15 protein-coding genes are annotated in these 15,590 nt (G+C 63.8%); 5 read left to right on the forward strand and 10 right to left on the reverse strand.

From position 1 onward, the window contains the following. The 3 genes from ABFD92_18700 to ABFD92_18710 are packed head-to-tail and all read right to left on the reverse strand — an operon-like array spanning window position 1 to window position 3,101. A complete protein-coding gene (locus ABFD92_18700; GenBank protein ID MEN6506571.1) occupies window positions 1–546 on the reverse strand; it encodes an NADP oxidoreductase in 546 nt (181 codons plus the stop codon). Window positions 547–565: 19 nt separating this feature from the next. After that, window positions 566–1,276, reverse strand: coding sequence for a 2Fe-2S iron-sulfur cluster-binding protein (locus tag ABFD92_18705; protein ID MEN6506572.1), 711 nt, complete (start codon window positions 1,274–1,276; stop codon window positions 566–568). Window positions 1,277–1,289: 13 nt separating this feature from the next. After that, window positions 1,290–3,101 carry an NAD(P)H-dependent oxidoreductase subunit E gene (locus tag ABFD92_18710; GenBank protein ID MEN6506573.1) on the reverse strand — a complete coding sequence of 604 codons (1,812 nt, stop codon included), beginning with the start codon at window positions 3,099–3,101 and terminating at the stop codon, window positions 1,290–1,292. Between the two features lie 302 nt (window positions 3,102–3,403). Between ABFD92_18710 and ABFD92_18715 the strand changes: the two genes are divergently transcribed. Together ABFD92_18715 and ABFD92_18720 are read left to right on the forward strand one after the other, a co-directional pair. Further along, window positions 3,404–4,528, forward strand: coding sequence for an NF038122 family metalloprotease (locus ABFD92_18715; GenBank protein ID MEN6506574.1), 1,125 nt, complete (start codon window positions 3,404–3,406; stop codon window positions 4,526–4,528). Between the two features lie 114 nt (window positions 4,529–4,642). Further along, on the forward strand, window positions 4,643–5,656 hold the full coding sequence (locus ABFD92_18720) for an NF038122 family metalloprotease (GenBank protein MEN6506575.1): 1,014 nt from the start codon (window positions 4,643–4,645) through the stop codon (window positions 5,654–5,656). Window positions 5,657–5,865: 209 nt separating this feature from the next. Here the strand turns inward: ABFD92_18720 and bioB are convergent, their stop codons facing one another. The 6 genes from bioB to ABFD92_18750 all read right to left on the reverse strand — a co-directional run bounded on the left by bioB (window position 5,866) and on the right by ABFD92_18750 (window position 9,599). Then, window positions 5,866–6,879 carry a biotin synthase BioB gene (gene bioB / locus ABFD92_18725; GenBank protein MEN6506576.1) on the reverse strand — a complete coding sequence of 338 codons (1,014 nt, stop codon included), beginning with the start codon at window positions 6,877–6,879 and terminating at the stop codon, window positions 5,866–5,868. An 11-nt stretch (window positions 6,880–6,890) separates the two neighbouring features. Then, window positions 6,891–7,178 (reverse strand): hypothetical protein, encoded by a 288-nt coding sequence (locus ABFD92_18730; protein ID MEN6506577.1) that lies wholly within the window; start codon window positions 7,176–7,178, stop codon window positions 6,891–6,893. 19 nt (window positions 7,179–7,197) lie between these two features. After that, window positions 7,198–7,491, reverse strand: a complete 294-nt coding sequence (locus tag ABFD92_18735; protein MEN6506578.1) for a hypothetical protein — start codon at window positions 7,489–7,491, stop codon at window positions 7,198–7,200. A 66-nt stretch (window positions 7,492–7,557) separates the two neighbouring features. Next, complete coding sequence (locus ABFD92_18740; protein ID MEN6506579.1) at window positions 7,558–7,746, reverse strand: hypothetical protein; 189 nt, start codon at window positions 7,744–7,746, stop codon at window positions 7,558–7,560. Between the two features lie 115 nt (window positions 7,747–7,861). Beyond that, complete coding sequence (locus ABFD92_18745) at window positions 7,862–9,400, reverse strand: glycine--tRNA ligase (GenBank protein MEN6506580.1); 1,539 nt, start codon at window positions 9,398–9,400, stop codon at window positions 7,862–7,864. Next, window positions 9,390–9,599 carry a hypothetical protein gene (locus ABFD92_18750; GenBank protein MEN6506581.1) on the reverse strand — a complete coding sequence of 70 codons (210 nt, stop codon included), beginning with the start codon at window positions 9,597–9,599 and terminating at the stop codon, window positions 9,390–9,392. The genes ABFD92_18745 and ABFD92_18750 overlap by 11 nt, the downstream gene beginning before the upstream one ends. 105 nt (window positions 9,600–9,704) lie before the next feature. Here ABFD92_18750 and ABFD92_18755 point away from each other — a divergent pair, with 105 nt between their 5' ends. Continuing rightward, complete coding sequence (locus ABFD92_18755) at window positions 9,705–10,508, forward strand: amidohydrolase family protein (GenBank protein ID MEN6506582.1); 804 nt, start codon at window positions 9,705–9,707, stop codon at window positions 10,506–10,508. A 69-nt stretch (window positions 10,509–10,577) separates the two neighbouring features. On the opposite strand, the gene ABFD92_18760 is transcribed toward ABFD92_18755, so the two are convergent. After that, a complete protein-coding gene (locus tag ABFD92_18760; protein MEN6506583.1) occupies window positions 10,578–11,405 on the reverse strand; it encodes a Cof-type HAD-IIB family hydrolase in 828 nt (275 codons plus the stop codon). A gap of 161 nt (window positions 11,406–11,566) precedes the next feature. Between ABFD92_18760 and ABFD92_18765 the strand changes: the two genes are divergently transcribed. Further along, window positions 11,567–13,618, forward strand: coding sequence for a hypothetical protein (locus tag ABFD92_18765; protein ID MEN6506584.1), 2,052 nt, complete (start codon window positions 11,567–11,569; stop codon window positions 13,616–13,618). Then, the gene (locus ABFD92_18770; protein ID MEN6506585.1) at window positions 13,609–15,504 is read left to right on the forward strand and encodes a hypothetical protein; all 1,896 of its coding nucleotides are present in this window, start codon (window positions 13,609–13,611) and stop codon (window positions 15,502–15,504) included. The genes ABFD92_18765 and ABFD92_18770 overlap by 10 nt, the downstream gene beginning before the upstream one ends. Window positions 15,505–15,590 lie beyond the last annotated feature (86 nt).

The raw sequence follows: 15,590 nt of genomic DNA on the forward strand, positions 1-15,590 counted from the left end.
TTAGTCGTACTTGACCAGTTCGTAGGGCAGATCCAGGGGCTTGTTGGTCAGCAGGGCCACCAGGGCCTGCCAGATGGTGTCGGCCTTGGGAGGGCACCCGGGCAGGAAGTAGTCCATCTTGACCACCTCGTGGCAGGGATAGACCTTGTTGAGCAGCAGGGGGATCTCCGGATCGTTGGGGATCTGGCCTGAGGGGTTGTGGACGGTGGGGCCGTTGAGGTAGGCCTCGTCGAGGCACTCCTTGAGCGGGATCCAGTTGCGCAGGGCGGGGATGTCGCCCATCAGCGCGCACTCGCCGACGGTGACGAGGATCTTGCAGTGCTTGCGGAACTCTTCCAGCGTGTGGACGTTTTCCTCGTTGCAGCATCCGCCCTCGATCAAGCCGATGTCCACCGGTCCGGTGATGTGCTTGATGTCGTCGATGGGCGAGCGGTCGAAGTCGACCAGCTCCGCCAGTTGCAGGATCCGCTCGTCGATGTCCAGGATCGACATGTGGCAGCCGAAGCATCCGGCCAGAGAGCATGTTGCGATTTTGGGTTTTGCCATGGTTTATTTGCCTCGGGGCTTACTGGGGCTTGGTGGCCTCGATTTCCGATCCGATGGGTTGAGCGTCGTACTTGCGCTGACCGTAAGGCACGCGGAAGGCGGTGTCTTTCTTGAGGATGGTGCCGACGGGGCAGGCCTCGGCGGCCTTGTCGTCGACAGAGGCTTCCGTGCCGGCCAGACCCTCGGCGGAGTTGAAGGCGATCTTCTTGCTCGGTCCGCGCCCGACGAACCCGTAGGCGTTCTTGCCGTCGAGTTCTTTGCTCGAGCGGATGCAGCGGGCGCAGAGCACGCAGCGGCTGCGGTCGATGAACAGGTCCGGGTGCGAGGCGTCAATCTCGCGGTCGGGATACTGGAAGGGGTACTTGGGCACCATCATCTTGAAGCGGTAGCCCAGGGCCTGCAGTTCGCACTTTCCGCTGACTTCGCAGAACATGCAGAAGTGGTTGCCCTCGACGTAGAGCATCTCGACGATGCTGCGGCGGACTTCCAGCAGCGCAGCGGTGTCGTTCTCGACGACCATGTCATTAGCGATGGGCTGCGTGCAGGCCGTCTGCGGGCGCCCGTTGACCATCACCGTGCAGACGCGGCAGGCGCCGTAGGGGCTCAGCCCCTTGAGGAAGCACAGGCGGGGGATGTAGATCCCGGCCGCGTCGGCGGCCTGCATGATCGTCTGGCCCGTCTGGCCGGTCACCTCGACGCCGTCAATCGTGAACTGGATCATCTGGCTCATAAGTGGGTTCCTGTTAATACAGCGTGGACTGGCGGCCGGTGATGGCCTTGGCATCGCTGAGGGCTTCGTGAATATTGAAGCGGCGGATCATCTCGCCTTCGGGTTTTTTCAGCCGCTTTTCGTATTCGCCGCGGAAGTTCTTGATGGTCGTCAGGATCGGGTTGGGCGAGGTCTGGCCCAGGCCGCAGCGGCTGGCGAGTTTGACGGTCTTGCCGAGGTCTTCGAGGTACTCGATGTCGCCGGGTTCGCCTTTTCCGTCGAGGATGGCGTTGAGGCGCTGCTCGAGCAGCACGTTGCCGACGCGGCAGGGGGTGCAGTATCCGCAGCTTTCGTCGCAGAAGAACTCCATGAACTCGTTGGCGATCTCCAGGACGTTGCGCTTGGGGCCGAAGATCATGATCGAGCCGCCGGTGGCCAGATCGTCGTAGCAGATAGTTCTGCCGAACTCGGCCTTGCCGACCATCTGTCCGCTGGGCCCGCCGACCTGGACGGCCTGCGTGTCTTCAGCGCCGGCCATCTCGAGCACCTCCGAGAGCTTGACGCCGAAGGGGACTTCATAGACGCCGGGCATCATGCAGTCGCCGCTGATCGACAGGAGCTTGGTTCCGGGCGAGCCCTTGGAGCCCATCTGGGCGAACCAGCCCGGACCCTTTTCCATGATGCGGGCGGCACAGCAGAAGGTCTCGACGTTGTTGACGGTCGAGGGGCAGCCCATGTAGCCCTTCTGGGCCGGGAACGGCGGGCGGGTCTTGGGGTCGCCGCGCAGGCCTTCGCACGAGCTGATCAGCGACGTCTCCTCGCCGCAGATGTACGCCCCGGCGCCCATCTGGATTCGGATGTCGAAGTCGAAGCCCTGCTTGCCGGCGATGTTCTTGCCCAGCAGCCCCTTGGCCCGGCGCTCGCTGAGGGTGCGCTCCAGCAACCGCCGCAGGTAGGCGTACTCGGCCCGCAGATACACGATGCCTTCGCGGGCGCCGATGGCGTAACCGGCGATGGTCATGCCCTCGAACATCAGGTCGCTCTGCTCGGTGAGGATCACGCGGTCCTTGAAAGTGCCCGGTTCGCCTTCGTCGGCGTTGCACAGGACGTACTTGGTCGCCCCTTGGGCCCCTCGCGTGAAATCCCACTTCATCCCGGTGGGGAAGCCCGCGCCGCCTCGCCCGCGCAGTCGCGAGGTCTTCATGTCGCGAATGACTTCCTGGGGCGTCATGGCCACGGCGTTGCGAATGGCCGCTCCGGGCTCCATGCAACCGCAGATGATCGGTCCGGCCTTGCGGATATTGTTGATGACCATCGAGTGGACGAGTTCGTCGGCGTTGTTTCCGTCGCCCAGTTCGTGCTTGAGTTTGAAGTACTCGGCGCCGCCTTTGAGCTTGGCGGCGATCTCGCGGGCCATGTCGGTGTTCATTCTCGTGAACACCTCGTCGTTGACCAGGCAGGCGGGGGCCTGGTCGCTCATGCCGATGCAGGCGGTCCATTCCAGGGTGATGCGCCCGTCGGGGGTGGTCTGGCCCATCTCGATGCCCAGTTCCTGGCAGAATGCCTGGGCGATGCGGTCGACGCCTTTGATCTTGTCGATGACGTCGTTGCACAGGCGGATGACGACCTGGCCTTTGGGGCGGCTGGACAGGAACGAGTAAAAAGACACGACGCTCTCGACCTCGATGCGCTGCGTCGACAGCTCGCCGGCGATGAGGTCCATGGCCTCGCTGGTGACGCCGCCGGTCTGTTCCTGTACGCCGCGGACCACGTCCATCATCCGCGCGCGGTCATTGCCGCAAGAACGGCAGACGCTTTTGACGATGCTTTCCAGACTCTCGCTCATCGCAGTCCTCAGATTAATTGGTTGAGGTATCGTTTCGCACGTGACAGTCTGATAATAAAACAGGAAATCTATTCTAGCCACTAAAATCAAAGGTTCGCTGTGAAAAATTAAGGGCAACCACCTGTCGGGCATCAGGGCAACATTAACAGCGGGCGATTCGTCCGCATTTTCAAAGGGACCGCTGCGTCCTACGCTGGATCCGCTGAATGCAAATCTTTTGCATGTTTTTTCTTGTCGGATGAGACAAGGTGCCGTAAACTACGGCCCAGAGGTCCCTTTCGCGGCAATGCAGGAGAAGGAGCATGGACAAGAGCAGCATCCGTGTGCGCATGTCGGCAGTTCTATGTCTGATTGCAGCATTTCTAGCGATGGTTGCCGCCCCCGTCCGTGCCGACGAGCCTGTCATCGTAAGGATGGTCACCTCTGCCGTTGAAGACCTTGGGCTGCAGGAGGCAGGCGATCGAGGCCTGGTGCAGAACGCCGGGGCTACGTTCGCCTTGACCTATGGTTCTTTGCTCAATGCCAATCCCCAAGCCAAAGCCGCTTTCAATCTCGCGGCTGCCCGTTGGGCTGCGGTGCTGGGCGACGATGTCACTATCCACCTGACGCTGGATCTCGATTCCACGCTGGGGGCCAACGTGCTGGGCTCCACCAGTTCCGCGAAGTATTACTGGGGCTACACGGAAATTCGCGACATGATGGTGGCTAATGCCGGCGAGGTCAATAACGCTCGCGAGGCGGTATTGCTGCCGAATCTTCCCACGGCCGCGCAGTTTTCGGCCAAGGTGCCGACGGGCTGGGGACTCGACGGTTACATGTCGTTTACGTTGGCCAATTATCACGCTCTGGGGGGTACGGAGTTGCTGACGGCCTCGGATGGCACCATCAAGTTCTCGAGCAACTTCGCCTGGGATTACGACCCCAGCGACGGGATCGACGCCGACAAATACGATTTCGTGGGCGTGGCCATGCACGAGATGGGGCACGCGCTGGGCTTCATCAGCCATGTCGATTGGGTCGATTATATGTTCACCACGACCAATCCCGATTACAGGTTCATCGAACCGACGCCGCTGGACTTTTTCCGCTTTGCGGCCGCCGATGTTGCCGCGTCCGGGTTCGACTTCACCACCACCGCGCGATATCTGGCCCCTGGGGGGGAGCAGGTCTTTTACTTCGGCGATGGCATCGCTGAGCTTTCGACCGGTTCGGACTATGGCGATGGATGGCAGGCGTCGCACTGGAAGATGGGGAGTATGACCAACCTGATGGAGCCAGCTGTGGCTGCTGGACACCTGATGACCATCAGCCCGCAGGACCTGATCGCGATGGACCTGATCGGCTGGCAGATAATCCCCGAGCCGGCAACGCTGTCGCTGCTGGTCGCTGCCGCGATGGTCCTGCTGCGGCGGCGTCGGCGGGTCTGAGGGGATGCAAATCATCGCTTTTTTCTCTTGGCGCAGGGGCTATGGACGGATATATTCCCGCGCCAGAGGATAAGAGGATTCCCAGGAGCCGCGTTCTTCCAAGGAGATTTCGTCATGACACCCGTGAACGGATTCGCGCGCAACGTTTCATTATCGCTGTTGGTCGTTTTCGCCGCCTGCCTGCCGTGCGGGCACGCCCACGCCAACACCACCTTTGCCCTGACGTATGGCTCCGGGCTGGATTCCAATCCCGCAGCCAGGGCGGCGTTTGACCAGGCCGCGGCCAACTGGTCGGCGTTGCTCAAAGACCCCATCACTGTCAACATTCACGTGAACCTGACGTCGCTGGGCGGTACCCTGGCGGTTACCAATTCGATCTGGCATCTTGATGATTATTCGTCCATTCGCGACTTGGTTTCGGCCAACGCCGGAGAGGTCAACAACGCCCGCGAGGCGGCGTTGCTGCCTGCCTTGCCGACCAGCGCCGAATTTTCAGCTATCTTGCCCGTCGGCTGGAGCGTGGGCGGCATGTCCGTAACGCTAGCCAACTATCATGCCCTGGGCGGGACGTTGGACCAGGGCAAATTGGCCGGCGCGGTCGCGTTGTCGTCGGACATCGCCTGGGACTACAACCCCGCCGATGGCATCGGCGCCGCCCAGTTCGATTTCGTCGGTCTGGCCATGAGGCAGATCGGGCACGTGCTTGGGTTCATGAGCGACCTGGACTACATCGACGCCTACCTGGCGTATACCCCCGACTACACCATGCCGACGCCGCTGGACCTGTTCCGGTTTGCGGCCGCCGATGCGGGGTCGCCCACCTTTGACTTTACCAGCGCGGCGCGATACCTGACGCCCGGGGGCAGCCAGGTGTTCTATTATGGCGACGGCGTCGCGGCGCTATCCACGGGCTACTACAACGGCGATGGGGCGCCGGCGTCATTGTGGGAAGCGGGCGATATGTCCAATCTGATGGAACCGGCCGTGGCCGCCGGTCAACGGATGACTATCAGCCAGCAGGACCTGATCGCGATGGACCTGATCGGCTGGGACGTCGTGCCGGAACCGGCGACGCTGTCCGTGCTGGCGGCAGGTGCATTGCTGTTGATGCGTCGCCGTCGCAGTTGAATGCAGACCCTGGTAACTGAGCCCCTCCCCAGCTCCCCCGTCCGGAACGTCCGATAATACAGGTTATGTGTGGTTGTGGGGGGGGCAAGGTGCATGGATACGTCGGAATGGCCCGCGGGACTCGCCGCCCTGCGTCGCCAGAAGCGACCCTTGGTTGCGGCCGTGAAATGCATGGCACTTCCCCTCGTCAACGACGCCACAAGCAGCAGCTACGGCCGGCGTGATATGCGGGGCGGGAATTCGTCGACCACCTCCAGGCCGAGGTCGGCGATCATCTTGAGGTCTTCCTCGGCGCCGCGGCCCTTTGTCGTCAGGTAGTCGCCCACCAGGCAGCTCGTGCCGCCGGCGTAGAACATCCAGCTCTGGAGGTCTCTCAGGTTCAGCTCGCGTCCGCCGGCAATTTTGAGGTCGACATCGGGCATGGCCAGGCGGAAGATGGCGATGGTCGCCAGAATCTCCGACGGGCTCATGGGCGTGCGGCCGCCCATCGGCGTGCCGGGGATGGGGTGCAGAAAATTCAGCGGCGTGGCGTGCGGGCGAACCTCATCACGAAGGGTCATCGCCAGGTCGATGCGGTCGTCCCAGGTTTCGCCCAGGCCGAAGATGCCGCCGCAGCAGAGTTCCATTCCGGCGGCGCGGGCGGCGGCCAGGGTCGCCAGGCGGTCGTCAAACGTGTGGGTCGTGACGACCTGGGCGAACATCCGCCGCGATGTTTCCAGATTGTGGTTGTACCGAACGATCCCGGCGGCCGCCAAGTCCCGCGCTTGTTGGGGGGTCAACTCGCCCAGCGCGGCGCAGCACCGGATACCCGCCCCCTCGGGCGAGCCGATCGCCGCGGCGGCCTCGACGACCGTCTGCAGGTCGTCGGCGGACGGGTGGCGTCCCGAGTTCACCACGCCGATATGGCAGGCCCCCCGCCGGTGGGCGGTTTTCGCCGCCTCGACGATTTCGCCGCCGGCGGCGCGATGCGACGGGCACTGAGTCTTGTAGCGCGACGCTTGCGCGCACCACTTGCAGTCTTCACTGCAGCGTCCGGTCTTGCCCGCCACAATCGAGCAGAGTCGCACGGCGCGACCGAAGCGGCTGGTGCGGACCTGATTGGCCCAGTACAGCAGATCGTGCAGATGGTCCTGCCACAGGCCCGCCAGCGTCGTCAGGTCCGCGCGGTCGAGCGGTTGGCCGGACAGCGACCTGCGGCCGATGGATGAAATCTGTTCGTTCAAGGGCGTCGCTGTCAGCGGAAGGCCTGCGCGAGGTCCACCGAGTCAAGCAGTTCGATGGTCCCTTTGGCGGGGTCCAGGGCGTAGGCGTTGAGGCGTCTGGCGTCGACGTCGATGAGATACAGCGCGTCGGCGCTCTGAGCCACCTGCCCCACCGTCCCGGCCATGCCGTAATAGCGAGCGAAGACATTTCCGGCCTGGGCGGGCTGGCTGGTCTGGACGAACGTGGACAGGACGATGGCGCTGAGGACGACGGCCGAGAGCACCAGCGAGGCAATCAGGATATTCTGTGGGTTCTTCATGGTTGTCTCCCTGGGGGTGTTATTGGGCGGCGCCGCGGCGGTAGTCGACGTTCAGGTCGCGAGTTCCTCGCAGCATGATCATCTGATAGCGTCCGCCGCGCGGGGCGGCCAGGCTCCAGGCGCGCATGGACCGCTTTGCCAGGTCCACGACGATCAGCCCTTCGGAGGCGATCCCGATGCGGGTCGTGTACATCTGGTAGTCCGTCGTGCGGAAGCTTTCCTGGGCCTGGGACGGTTGGGTCGGTCCCCAGATCACCGCCGCCAGCAATATCACATTGAGGCAGACCAGCAGGATTATCAACTTGCTCTTCATGTCGTTTCTCCAAAAGGCCCAGCCGCTTGGCGGTAGACGATCCATCGCCCGCTGAGGCGGCTGCGGTTAGTCCAGGTACGTCCGGCGCGCATCGCGGAAGACGACCGCGCACGTGGCTGCCAGAAGCACGACCGTGTAAAACGTCGCCAGCACCGGCCAGAATGTGCTGTAGAGCGGGGCGGTGATTCCGTCGGTGAAGACCCCCACCGCCGTCGTTGCCGCCGACATCGCCATCATAATCAGCGCACTTGCCATGGCTGCTCCCTTGCGGCCCCCCCCACTGCCGCTGCTGCACGAAACGCTACTGCCTGAATTATACAATCCCGCGCCGGTCATGCAATCGCATGCCCTGCGATTGCGCAGCGGCGGGCTAATTCTTCGCGATCACGCTGCGCACGTGCGCGGCCACCTGGTCTTTGGGAATGCGGATCTGCTCCAGGCTGTCGCGGTCGCGAACGGTGACGGTGCCATCCTGCAGCGTCTGACCGTCGACGGTGACGCACAGCGGCGTGCCTGCTTCGTCCTGGCGGCGGTACCGCCTGCCGACGGCGCCCTTCTCGTCGTAAAAGCTCGACAGCCCGGCGTTGCGACACGCGGCGTGGATTTCCTGGGCGATCTCGGGCATGCCGTCTTTCTTGACCAGCGGGAAGACGGCTACTTTGATCGGCGCCAGCCGCGGATGGAACCGCATGACCACCCGCGTCTGCATCTGCCCGTTCTCGTCCGGGGCCTGGTCTTCGGCGTAGGCCTCGCACAGGAACGCCAGCACTCCGCGGTCGACGCCGCCGGAGGGCTCGATCACGTAGGGAATGAACCGCTCCTTCGTCTCGTCGTCGAAGTACGTCAGATCCTTGCCCGAGAACTTCTGGTGCTGCGTCAGGTCGAAGTCCGTGCGGTTGGCGATGCCTTCGAGCTCACAGATGCCGAATGGGAACTCGTACTCGACATCCGCGCACGCGCGGGCGTAATGGGCCAGTTCGTCCTTCTCGTGATTGCGCAGGCGGAGCTTCTCGCTCTTGAGTCCGTGCCGCACCCACCACTGGTAGCGTGCATCGCGCCAGTACTCGTACCACTTGTCGGCCTCGGACGGGTGGCAGAAGAACTCGATTTCCATCTGCTCGAACTCGCGGCTTCGGAAGGTATAGTTGCGCGGGTTGATCTCGTTGCGAAAGCTTTTACCAATCTGCGCGATGCCGAAGGGCACCTTCATGCGGCTGGTGTCCATCACGTTCTTGTAGTTGACGAAGATGCCTTGTGCAGTTTCGGGACGCAAGTAGACCTTGCTGGCTTCGTCCCGCACAGCGCCAGCGTGAGACTCGAACATCAGGTTGAACTGCCGCGCCTCGGTCAATTCGCCGCCACAGCGGGGGCATTTGCATTTCTCAGGGTTCTGGTGGGCAACGAATGGCCCTTCGACCTTCAGGCGGTTCTGCTCCTGAAGCTGCGTGATCCGCCGGCGGATTTTGGAGTTGGCAGACTCGGCCAGCGCTGCAATCAGTGCATCGCCATGCAGGTCGGCCGCCGACTCCGTCATCGTCTCCATCACCACTTCGTCGGTGTCGCTGAGCAGCCGCACAAAGCCGATACTGTCCGCCCGGAAGCGGCTCTTGCATTGCTTGCAGTCTACCATCGGGTCGGCGAACCCGCCGACGTGGCCGGAGGCTTCCCAGACCTTGGGGTTCATGATGATCGAGCAGTCGAGGCCGACCACGTCGTCGCGGCGGCGGACGATGTCTTCCCACCAGGCGGCCTTGAGGTTGAGCTTGAGCTCGACGCCCAGGGGGCCGTAGTCCCAGAACCCGCCAATGCCGCCGTAGATTTCCGACGACTGGAAAATGAATCCCCGGCGTTTACACAGGGCGACCAGCTTGTCCATCAGTTCATTGCTCTGGTTGGCTTTATCCGCCATCGTCAGTCTCCAGTAGCACGGGCATCTTGCCCGTGAGTCGCATGGGCGTCTCGCCCATGCTCTTGCCGTATGGCATGGGCGTCTCGCCCATGCTCCCGTGTGGCATGGGCGTCTCGCCCATGCTCCCGTGTGGCATGGGCGTCTCGCCCATGCTCTCCGGGTCGGTCAGGGACACGCACAACGGAGTTGTGCGTGGCACCCGTCTCACCCGTGAAGCGAGGTATCATAGATGTAATACCAGCGTTCCACAAGAGCAGACGCGGCGGTATACTCCCTGAACCCTAACCCCTACGACCTAAGCCCTATGATCATCGACATCCACACCCACGCGTTCCCTGACGCCATCGCCCAGCGGGCCATCGCCAAGCTCGAATCGCTGGCAAGCTGGAAAGCCGTCGGGGCCGGCACCATCGCCTCGCTCGTGCAGTCGATGAACGAAGCCGGCGTCGATGCTTCCGTCATCTGCGCCATCGCCACCAAGCCCGACCAGGCCGCCGGAATCCTCGAATGGTGTCGCGGCATCCGCAGCGACCGGATCATCCCCTTCCCCTCGGTGCATCCCGATACGCCTGACGCCGCCGCCTGGGTCCGGCGATTCGCCGACGAGGGCTTCCGTGGAATCAAGCTGCACCCGATGTACCAGGACTTTGCAGCCGACGATGCGCGGGCCGATGCGATCTACGCCCAGGCCGCCAAGCTCGGCCTGCTGGTGACGCTGCATTGCGGCCGCGACATCGCCTTTGCCCCCGACGACGATCGCGCGTCGGCGGCTCGCATGGCGGCGATCCTGGCGCGGCACGAGGGCATCAAGCTCGTCTGCACGCACCTGGGCGGGTGGAAGAGTTGGGACGAGTCTTACGAGCACCTCGTCGGCCGCAATGTGTATCTGGAAACCTCCTTCAGCCTCCAACTTCTCGGAGCCCATCGCGCGACGGAACTGATCAAAGAACACGGCGCCGGGCGCGTGTTGTTCGGGACCGACTGGCCGTGGCAGAGCCAGTCGGCCGACATCGAGTTCATCCGCTCGCTGGAGATCCCCGAGGCCGACAAAGCGGCGGTCCTGGGCGAAAATGCCGCCGCACTGCTCTATGGAGTGCGGCAGCCTTAGCTGCCGCTTTTAGAGTTTCTACCCCGCCAACAACTCCCAAAGCGGCAGCTCTGGCTGCCGCACTCCATATTACGCCTCGCCGCCCAGTTTCTTGAGACCGCCGAGGATGATGTCGTGGATGGCGCTGGCGGCGCCGTCAGCGTCGTGGGTGTCGGTGATGTAGTCGGCCACTCTCAGGACGGTCTTGGGGGAATTGCCCATCGCCACTCCGACGCCGGCCCATTCGAGCATCCCGACGTCGTTGAGGTTGTCGCCGATAGCCATGACCTGGCTCTGCATGACGCCCATCTCGGCAGCGACCATTTTCAGGGCTTCCCGCTTGGAGACGGTGGCGTGGGTGATCTGGAGCAGAGGCCCCTCGGTACAGATGGTCATCTGGTGCGGATGGCGCAGTTCGATTTCCTTCTGCAACTCGACGAGGCGTCCCGGTTCGCCCAGCAGGAGCAGCTTGGTCGCCGGCTCGACGAGCCACGTCTCGACCGGGCCGATCTCGTGCGGGTGGAATGTCTTTCCGGCCATCACCGCCAGAGCCGGGTCGTACGGTTCGCTATACCAGCGATCGAGGATCTCGCCGGAGATGACAACCTGGGGGTACTCGTCGCGGGCGGCCTCGACCACCTGCCAGCACATTTCCAGTGCCAGCGGACGATGCATGAGGATGCGGTTGGACGGCGGGTCGAAGACCAGGGCGCCGTTGTAGCTGATGGTCGGGCTGTCCAGGTCGAGGTGGCGATAGATCGGCATGAGCGACCGCGGCGGTCTGCCGCTGGCCAGCACCACATGCACGCCGCCCTGCTTGCGGGCCATCCGCACAATCGCCGCGGTGGTGGCGGTGATCTGCTTGGCGGAGTTCAGCAGCGTCCCGTCAATATCAAGAGCAACCAGATGAATTCTCATGGTAATGACTTATCGGCAAGACCATAATACCACAGCCGCTGCATAGAACTATCGTGCGGGCCCGGCAGAAAAAAGCAGCTGTGCGGGAACCGCCGGCGCGGTCGAACGTCATACGTATCGGCAGTTAAACCCGACAACAGACAGGCGCACCCGCAAATTTTATGAGAACCGCCCGACACATTATTGCCGCCGTCCTGGTCGCAGCACTCTGTGCCGGGGCCTTTGGCAGAAGACTCCTCGTCGCCGCCGACGGCGATGTTCCCGTCTCATCGGCGGCGGGCGCAAAAGCGCCCGCCCGCCTGCACCTGCCGCAGACCCGGCGGGTCAACATGGTCTGGGAAACGTCCGACGGGGCCTCGTGCCGGTGGGACATCCAGGCGTCGGGGAATATCGGCCAGGGCGCCAACAACGCCTATAGCGGCGGGATGTACTGCCAGATCTGGGGCAGCAATCTCGGCGCACGCGGGTTTGCCTGGTCCAACGACGCCGGCGACGAGATCGAGATCGGTCCCAGCCAGATGAACAGCATCACCTTCAGCCGGCGCATCAAGGTCTACAAAGACCGCGGCTTGGCCCGCTGGCTGGAGATCTTCGAAAACAACAGCTCCTCCGAGGTGGTCGTGCCGGTGTCGATCTACACCTGCACCAACTACAACATCGGTCAGACCCTCACCAGCACCGGCGGGGCAACGTTCGGGGCGAAAGATTCCGGCTTTGTCACCCAGTCCCAGGGCGGGCCTAACGTTCCCTCGCTGCTGCACCTGGTGTGCAGCCCCAACGCCGACGTGCTGCCCAGCGTCACCGTGCAGGGCAACCAGATCTACGTGCGGTACAATCTGCGTATCGCGGCGGGCATGACGGTAGTGCTGTGCCACTTCGAGTCGCAGAACAATTCCACGACCGAATTGAGCAAGCTGATGAAAGGCTTTCAGATCCGCCCGGCCTTGCGCGACCTGCCCGAACCGGTGCGCAACCTCATCGTCAACTGGAAGACCGGCGGCGCCCTGGAAGGGCTCGACCTCGACCGCAGCACCACGGCAGACACCGTCATCGAGGGCAACGACGACCGAAAGTTCGGCACGATCCTGAACAAGAACTTCACCCTCCAGACGCTCTACGGCCCCGTCACGCTCGATGCGGCCAAGGTCGTCGGGATGGTCCGCCTGGGCAGCCACGGCGACCGCGTGCGCGTGGCGACGACCGACGGGCAGGTGATCTGCGGTCAGGCTCGCGACGCCGGCGGTCCGCAAAGCCTCTCGCTGGAACTGTCCGCCGGCGGAACGCTTGCCATCCCCATCGACCGTCTGACGGAATGGTCTTACCGCATCTCGAAGGCGCGCCCGCAGGAGAGCCCCTTCGCCGGTCCGATGGCGGTGCTGCGCAGCGGCGACTGCCTGGCTTTTGATGCCGCGGCCCTGACGATGAAGTTCCAGACGCGCTACGGCACGGTCGACCTGGAAGGCGCCACGCTGGCGTCGGTCGATCTGGACAGCGAAGACGGCGGCGTCCATCGCGCGATGTTCCTTAACGGATCGGTCGTCGGCGGGCTGCTGCTGGGCGATGAACTGACGCTGCCGCTGCGCCTGGGGCGCCCGTTGACGGTGCGTCGCGACATGATCAAACGCCTGGTCTTCGCCGAGGAAGTCCGGGAAAATCCCGAGCTGTCGCGGGCGGTCCTGACCAACGGGGACCAGCTCCTGGGGCGGCTGGAGACGCCCAAGATCGTCCTGGAAACGCAGTATGGTCCGGCCGAACCGCCGGCAACGAGCGTGATGTCGATGGAGTTCAGCAAGTCGCACGTGGGATGGTGCAAGACGCTCTCGTGGGACGGTTCCACGCTTCGCGGGCTGCTGAGCGAGCAGCGCCTGGCGTTCCGCATCGTGCCCGGACCGGTGCTCACCGTGCATGTCGGCCAGTTCGTCAGCATCCAGCGTCCAGCGGCGATTCCACCGGACAAGGTCGTTGCGGTCGTCGACCGGCACCTGGCGCAGCTTGGCGCTGAGAGTTACAAGGACCGCCAGGCGGCCCGCGAGGCCCTGATGCAGATGGGCAAGAACATCGTCCCGCTGCTCAAAGTCCGCCTGGGCAAGGCTTCCGATCCGGAAGTGCGGACTGCCCTCGAGGCGATCATCGAGTCACTCGGCGGCGGCGAAGAGCCCAACGCCCCACAACCGATGCTCATTCCGCAATGGGGAGTCCTCCAATGCGGTTGAGATGGCTGGCGACAATCGCTCTAAGCGCGTGTCTCTGCGCCCCCGCCGCGGCCGAGGAAACCGCCGACGGCATCCACCTTGATGGCGCCACCCAGCAAAGCAACTGGCCGTGGGTCGTCAACGACGGCGAGGGAAATCGCTGGGACCTGATGCCCAACGGTTCCATCGGCAACGGCAACGGCTCCAACTCCTACAGCGGGGCGATGTACCTGCGCGCTAACGGGTCGGAGTTCAGCGCCAATGGCACGGCCGCGCTGAGCAAGGACGGCCGCGAGATCGAGATCGGCCCCTGGTCCATCGGGTCGTTCAGCGTCTGGCGGCGCATCTATATCGACCCCAAGAGCGGCTACTGCCGGTGGATCGACATTTTCGAGAATAAAACCGAGCAGCGCCAGACCGTCACGCTGGACTATCGCAGCATGACCAACTATCCGATGACGCTGTGCCAGACGTCGTCGGGCAAAGTCGGCGCCCCGACGCCGCAGGACTGGGCGATCGCCACCGGCCACAACAACACCGGCGCCGAGGCGATGGTGCATGTGTACTCGTCGGAGTCGTCCAAGGTTCGCCCGCGCGTCACGTACAGCGCCGGCAGCAATCAGTTGCGATACGCCTTCAAGGCCTCGATCGGCCCGGGCAAGACCTTCGCCCTGTGTTTCTTCGAAACCCAGCACAAGCAGCACCCCCAAGCCGTCGCAGCGATGAAGGCGTTCGACCCGGCGGCAGAACTGCGGAAGATTCCCCTGCCCCTTCGGATGATCATCGCCAACATGGGCGCCCGCGTGCAGATGATCGGCCGCCTGGCCCTGCCGCGCGACGGGAAGAACGACCAGGTCTCCCTGGCCAACGGCGACCAGCTCATGGGCACGCTGCTCAACAAGACCTATTCCATCGAGACGATCTTCGGACGCCTGGACCTGCCCGCCGAGGACGTGGTCGGCATGGCCCGGCCCGCCGGCGACGACCCGCAGGTCATGCTGGCGCTGACGGACGGCCAGGTGGTAGCGGGAAAATTGCTCTCGGGCCCGCTGCAGTTGACAACCGTCACCGGCAGCAAAGTCAGCGTCGAGATCGACCGCCTGGCGTCGGCGTCATACCGCCTTTCAAACGAGAAAGGCGAGACTTTTCCCGCCCTGCCCAGCGTTGTCGTGCTGCGCGGCGGACAGCGCCTGGCGTTCAAGCCCCAAAGCGCCGACTTGACCTTTCAGACCGCCTACGGGTCCTTCAAGCTCGACCCCGCCGACGTGGCCGCCTTGCACATGGACACGCCCGACAGCGGTCTGCACCGGGCCGTCTTGACCAATGGCTCGACGCTCACGGGTCTGCTGACGGCCAAGAGCCAGACGCTGGCCCTGGAGCTCGAAAAGCCTCTCACGGTTGACATCGCCCTGATCGAGCAGATGCTCTTCAGCCGTGGGACGCCGGCTTCGGCGCCGCAGTGGCAGACGGCGGTCGTGCTGAGAAACGGCGACCGCCTCTTCGGGAGCATTGCCCAGGCGACAATCCCTGTGCAGACGGCATCCGGGTCGATATCGGTGACGCCCCAGGATATCGACCAGGCGCAGTTTACCGGCGACGAGCCCGCCAGCGTCCAGATCACCCTTCGCAGCGCCACCAGCGTCAACGGGCAGATCGCAATAGAGACGCTGCAGTTTGATCTGGGCTCAGGAATGAAACTCGCCCTGCCGGTGTCGCATCTGCGGTCGATTGCGGCTTCGAGGCAGACGACGCCCCCCGCTGCCGACTCCCCGGCCATTCCCGGAGACGATCTGCAGACCGAGACGCCCGACGCGACCCCGCCGACAAAGGGACTCCGCCGCTCAATCCGCATGAGATCCGCCACTCAGCCCGTTACCGTGCCCGCCGTGCCCAAGATCGGCGGATAGCGCCCTCGCTGGGTGCCATGGCGGCCGTTGTTCAGCCGCCATGTCTTCGAGCGGCCGGGTGGCATGGCGACACCAGTTTCACCGGG

Source organism: Planctomycetaceae bacterium, assembly GCA_039680605.1.
Lineage (GTDB): Bacteria > Planctomycetota > Phycisphaerae > SM23-33 > SM23-33 > JAJFUU01.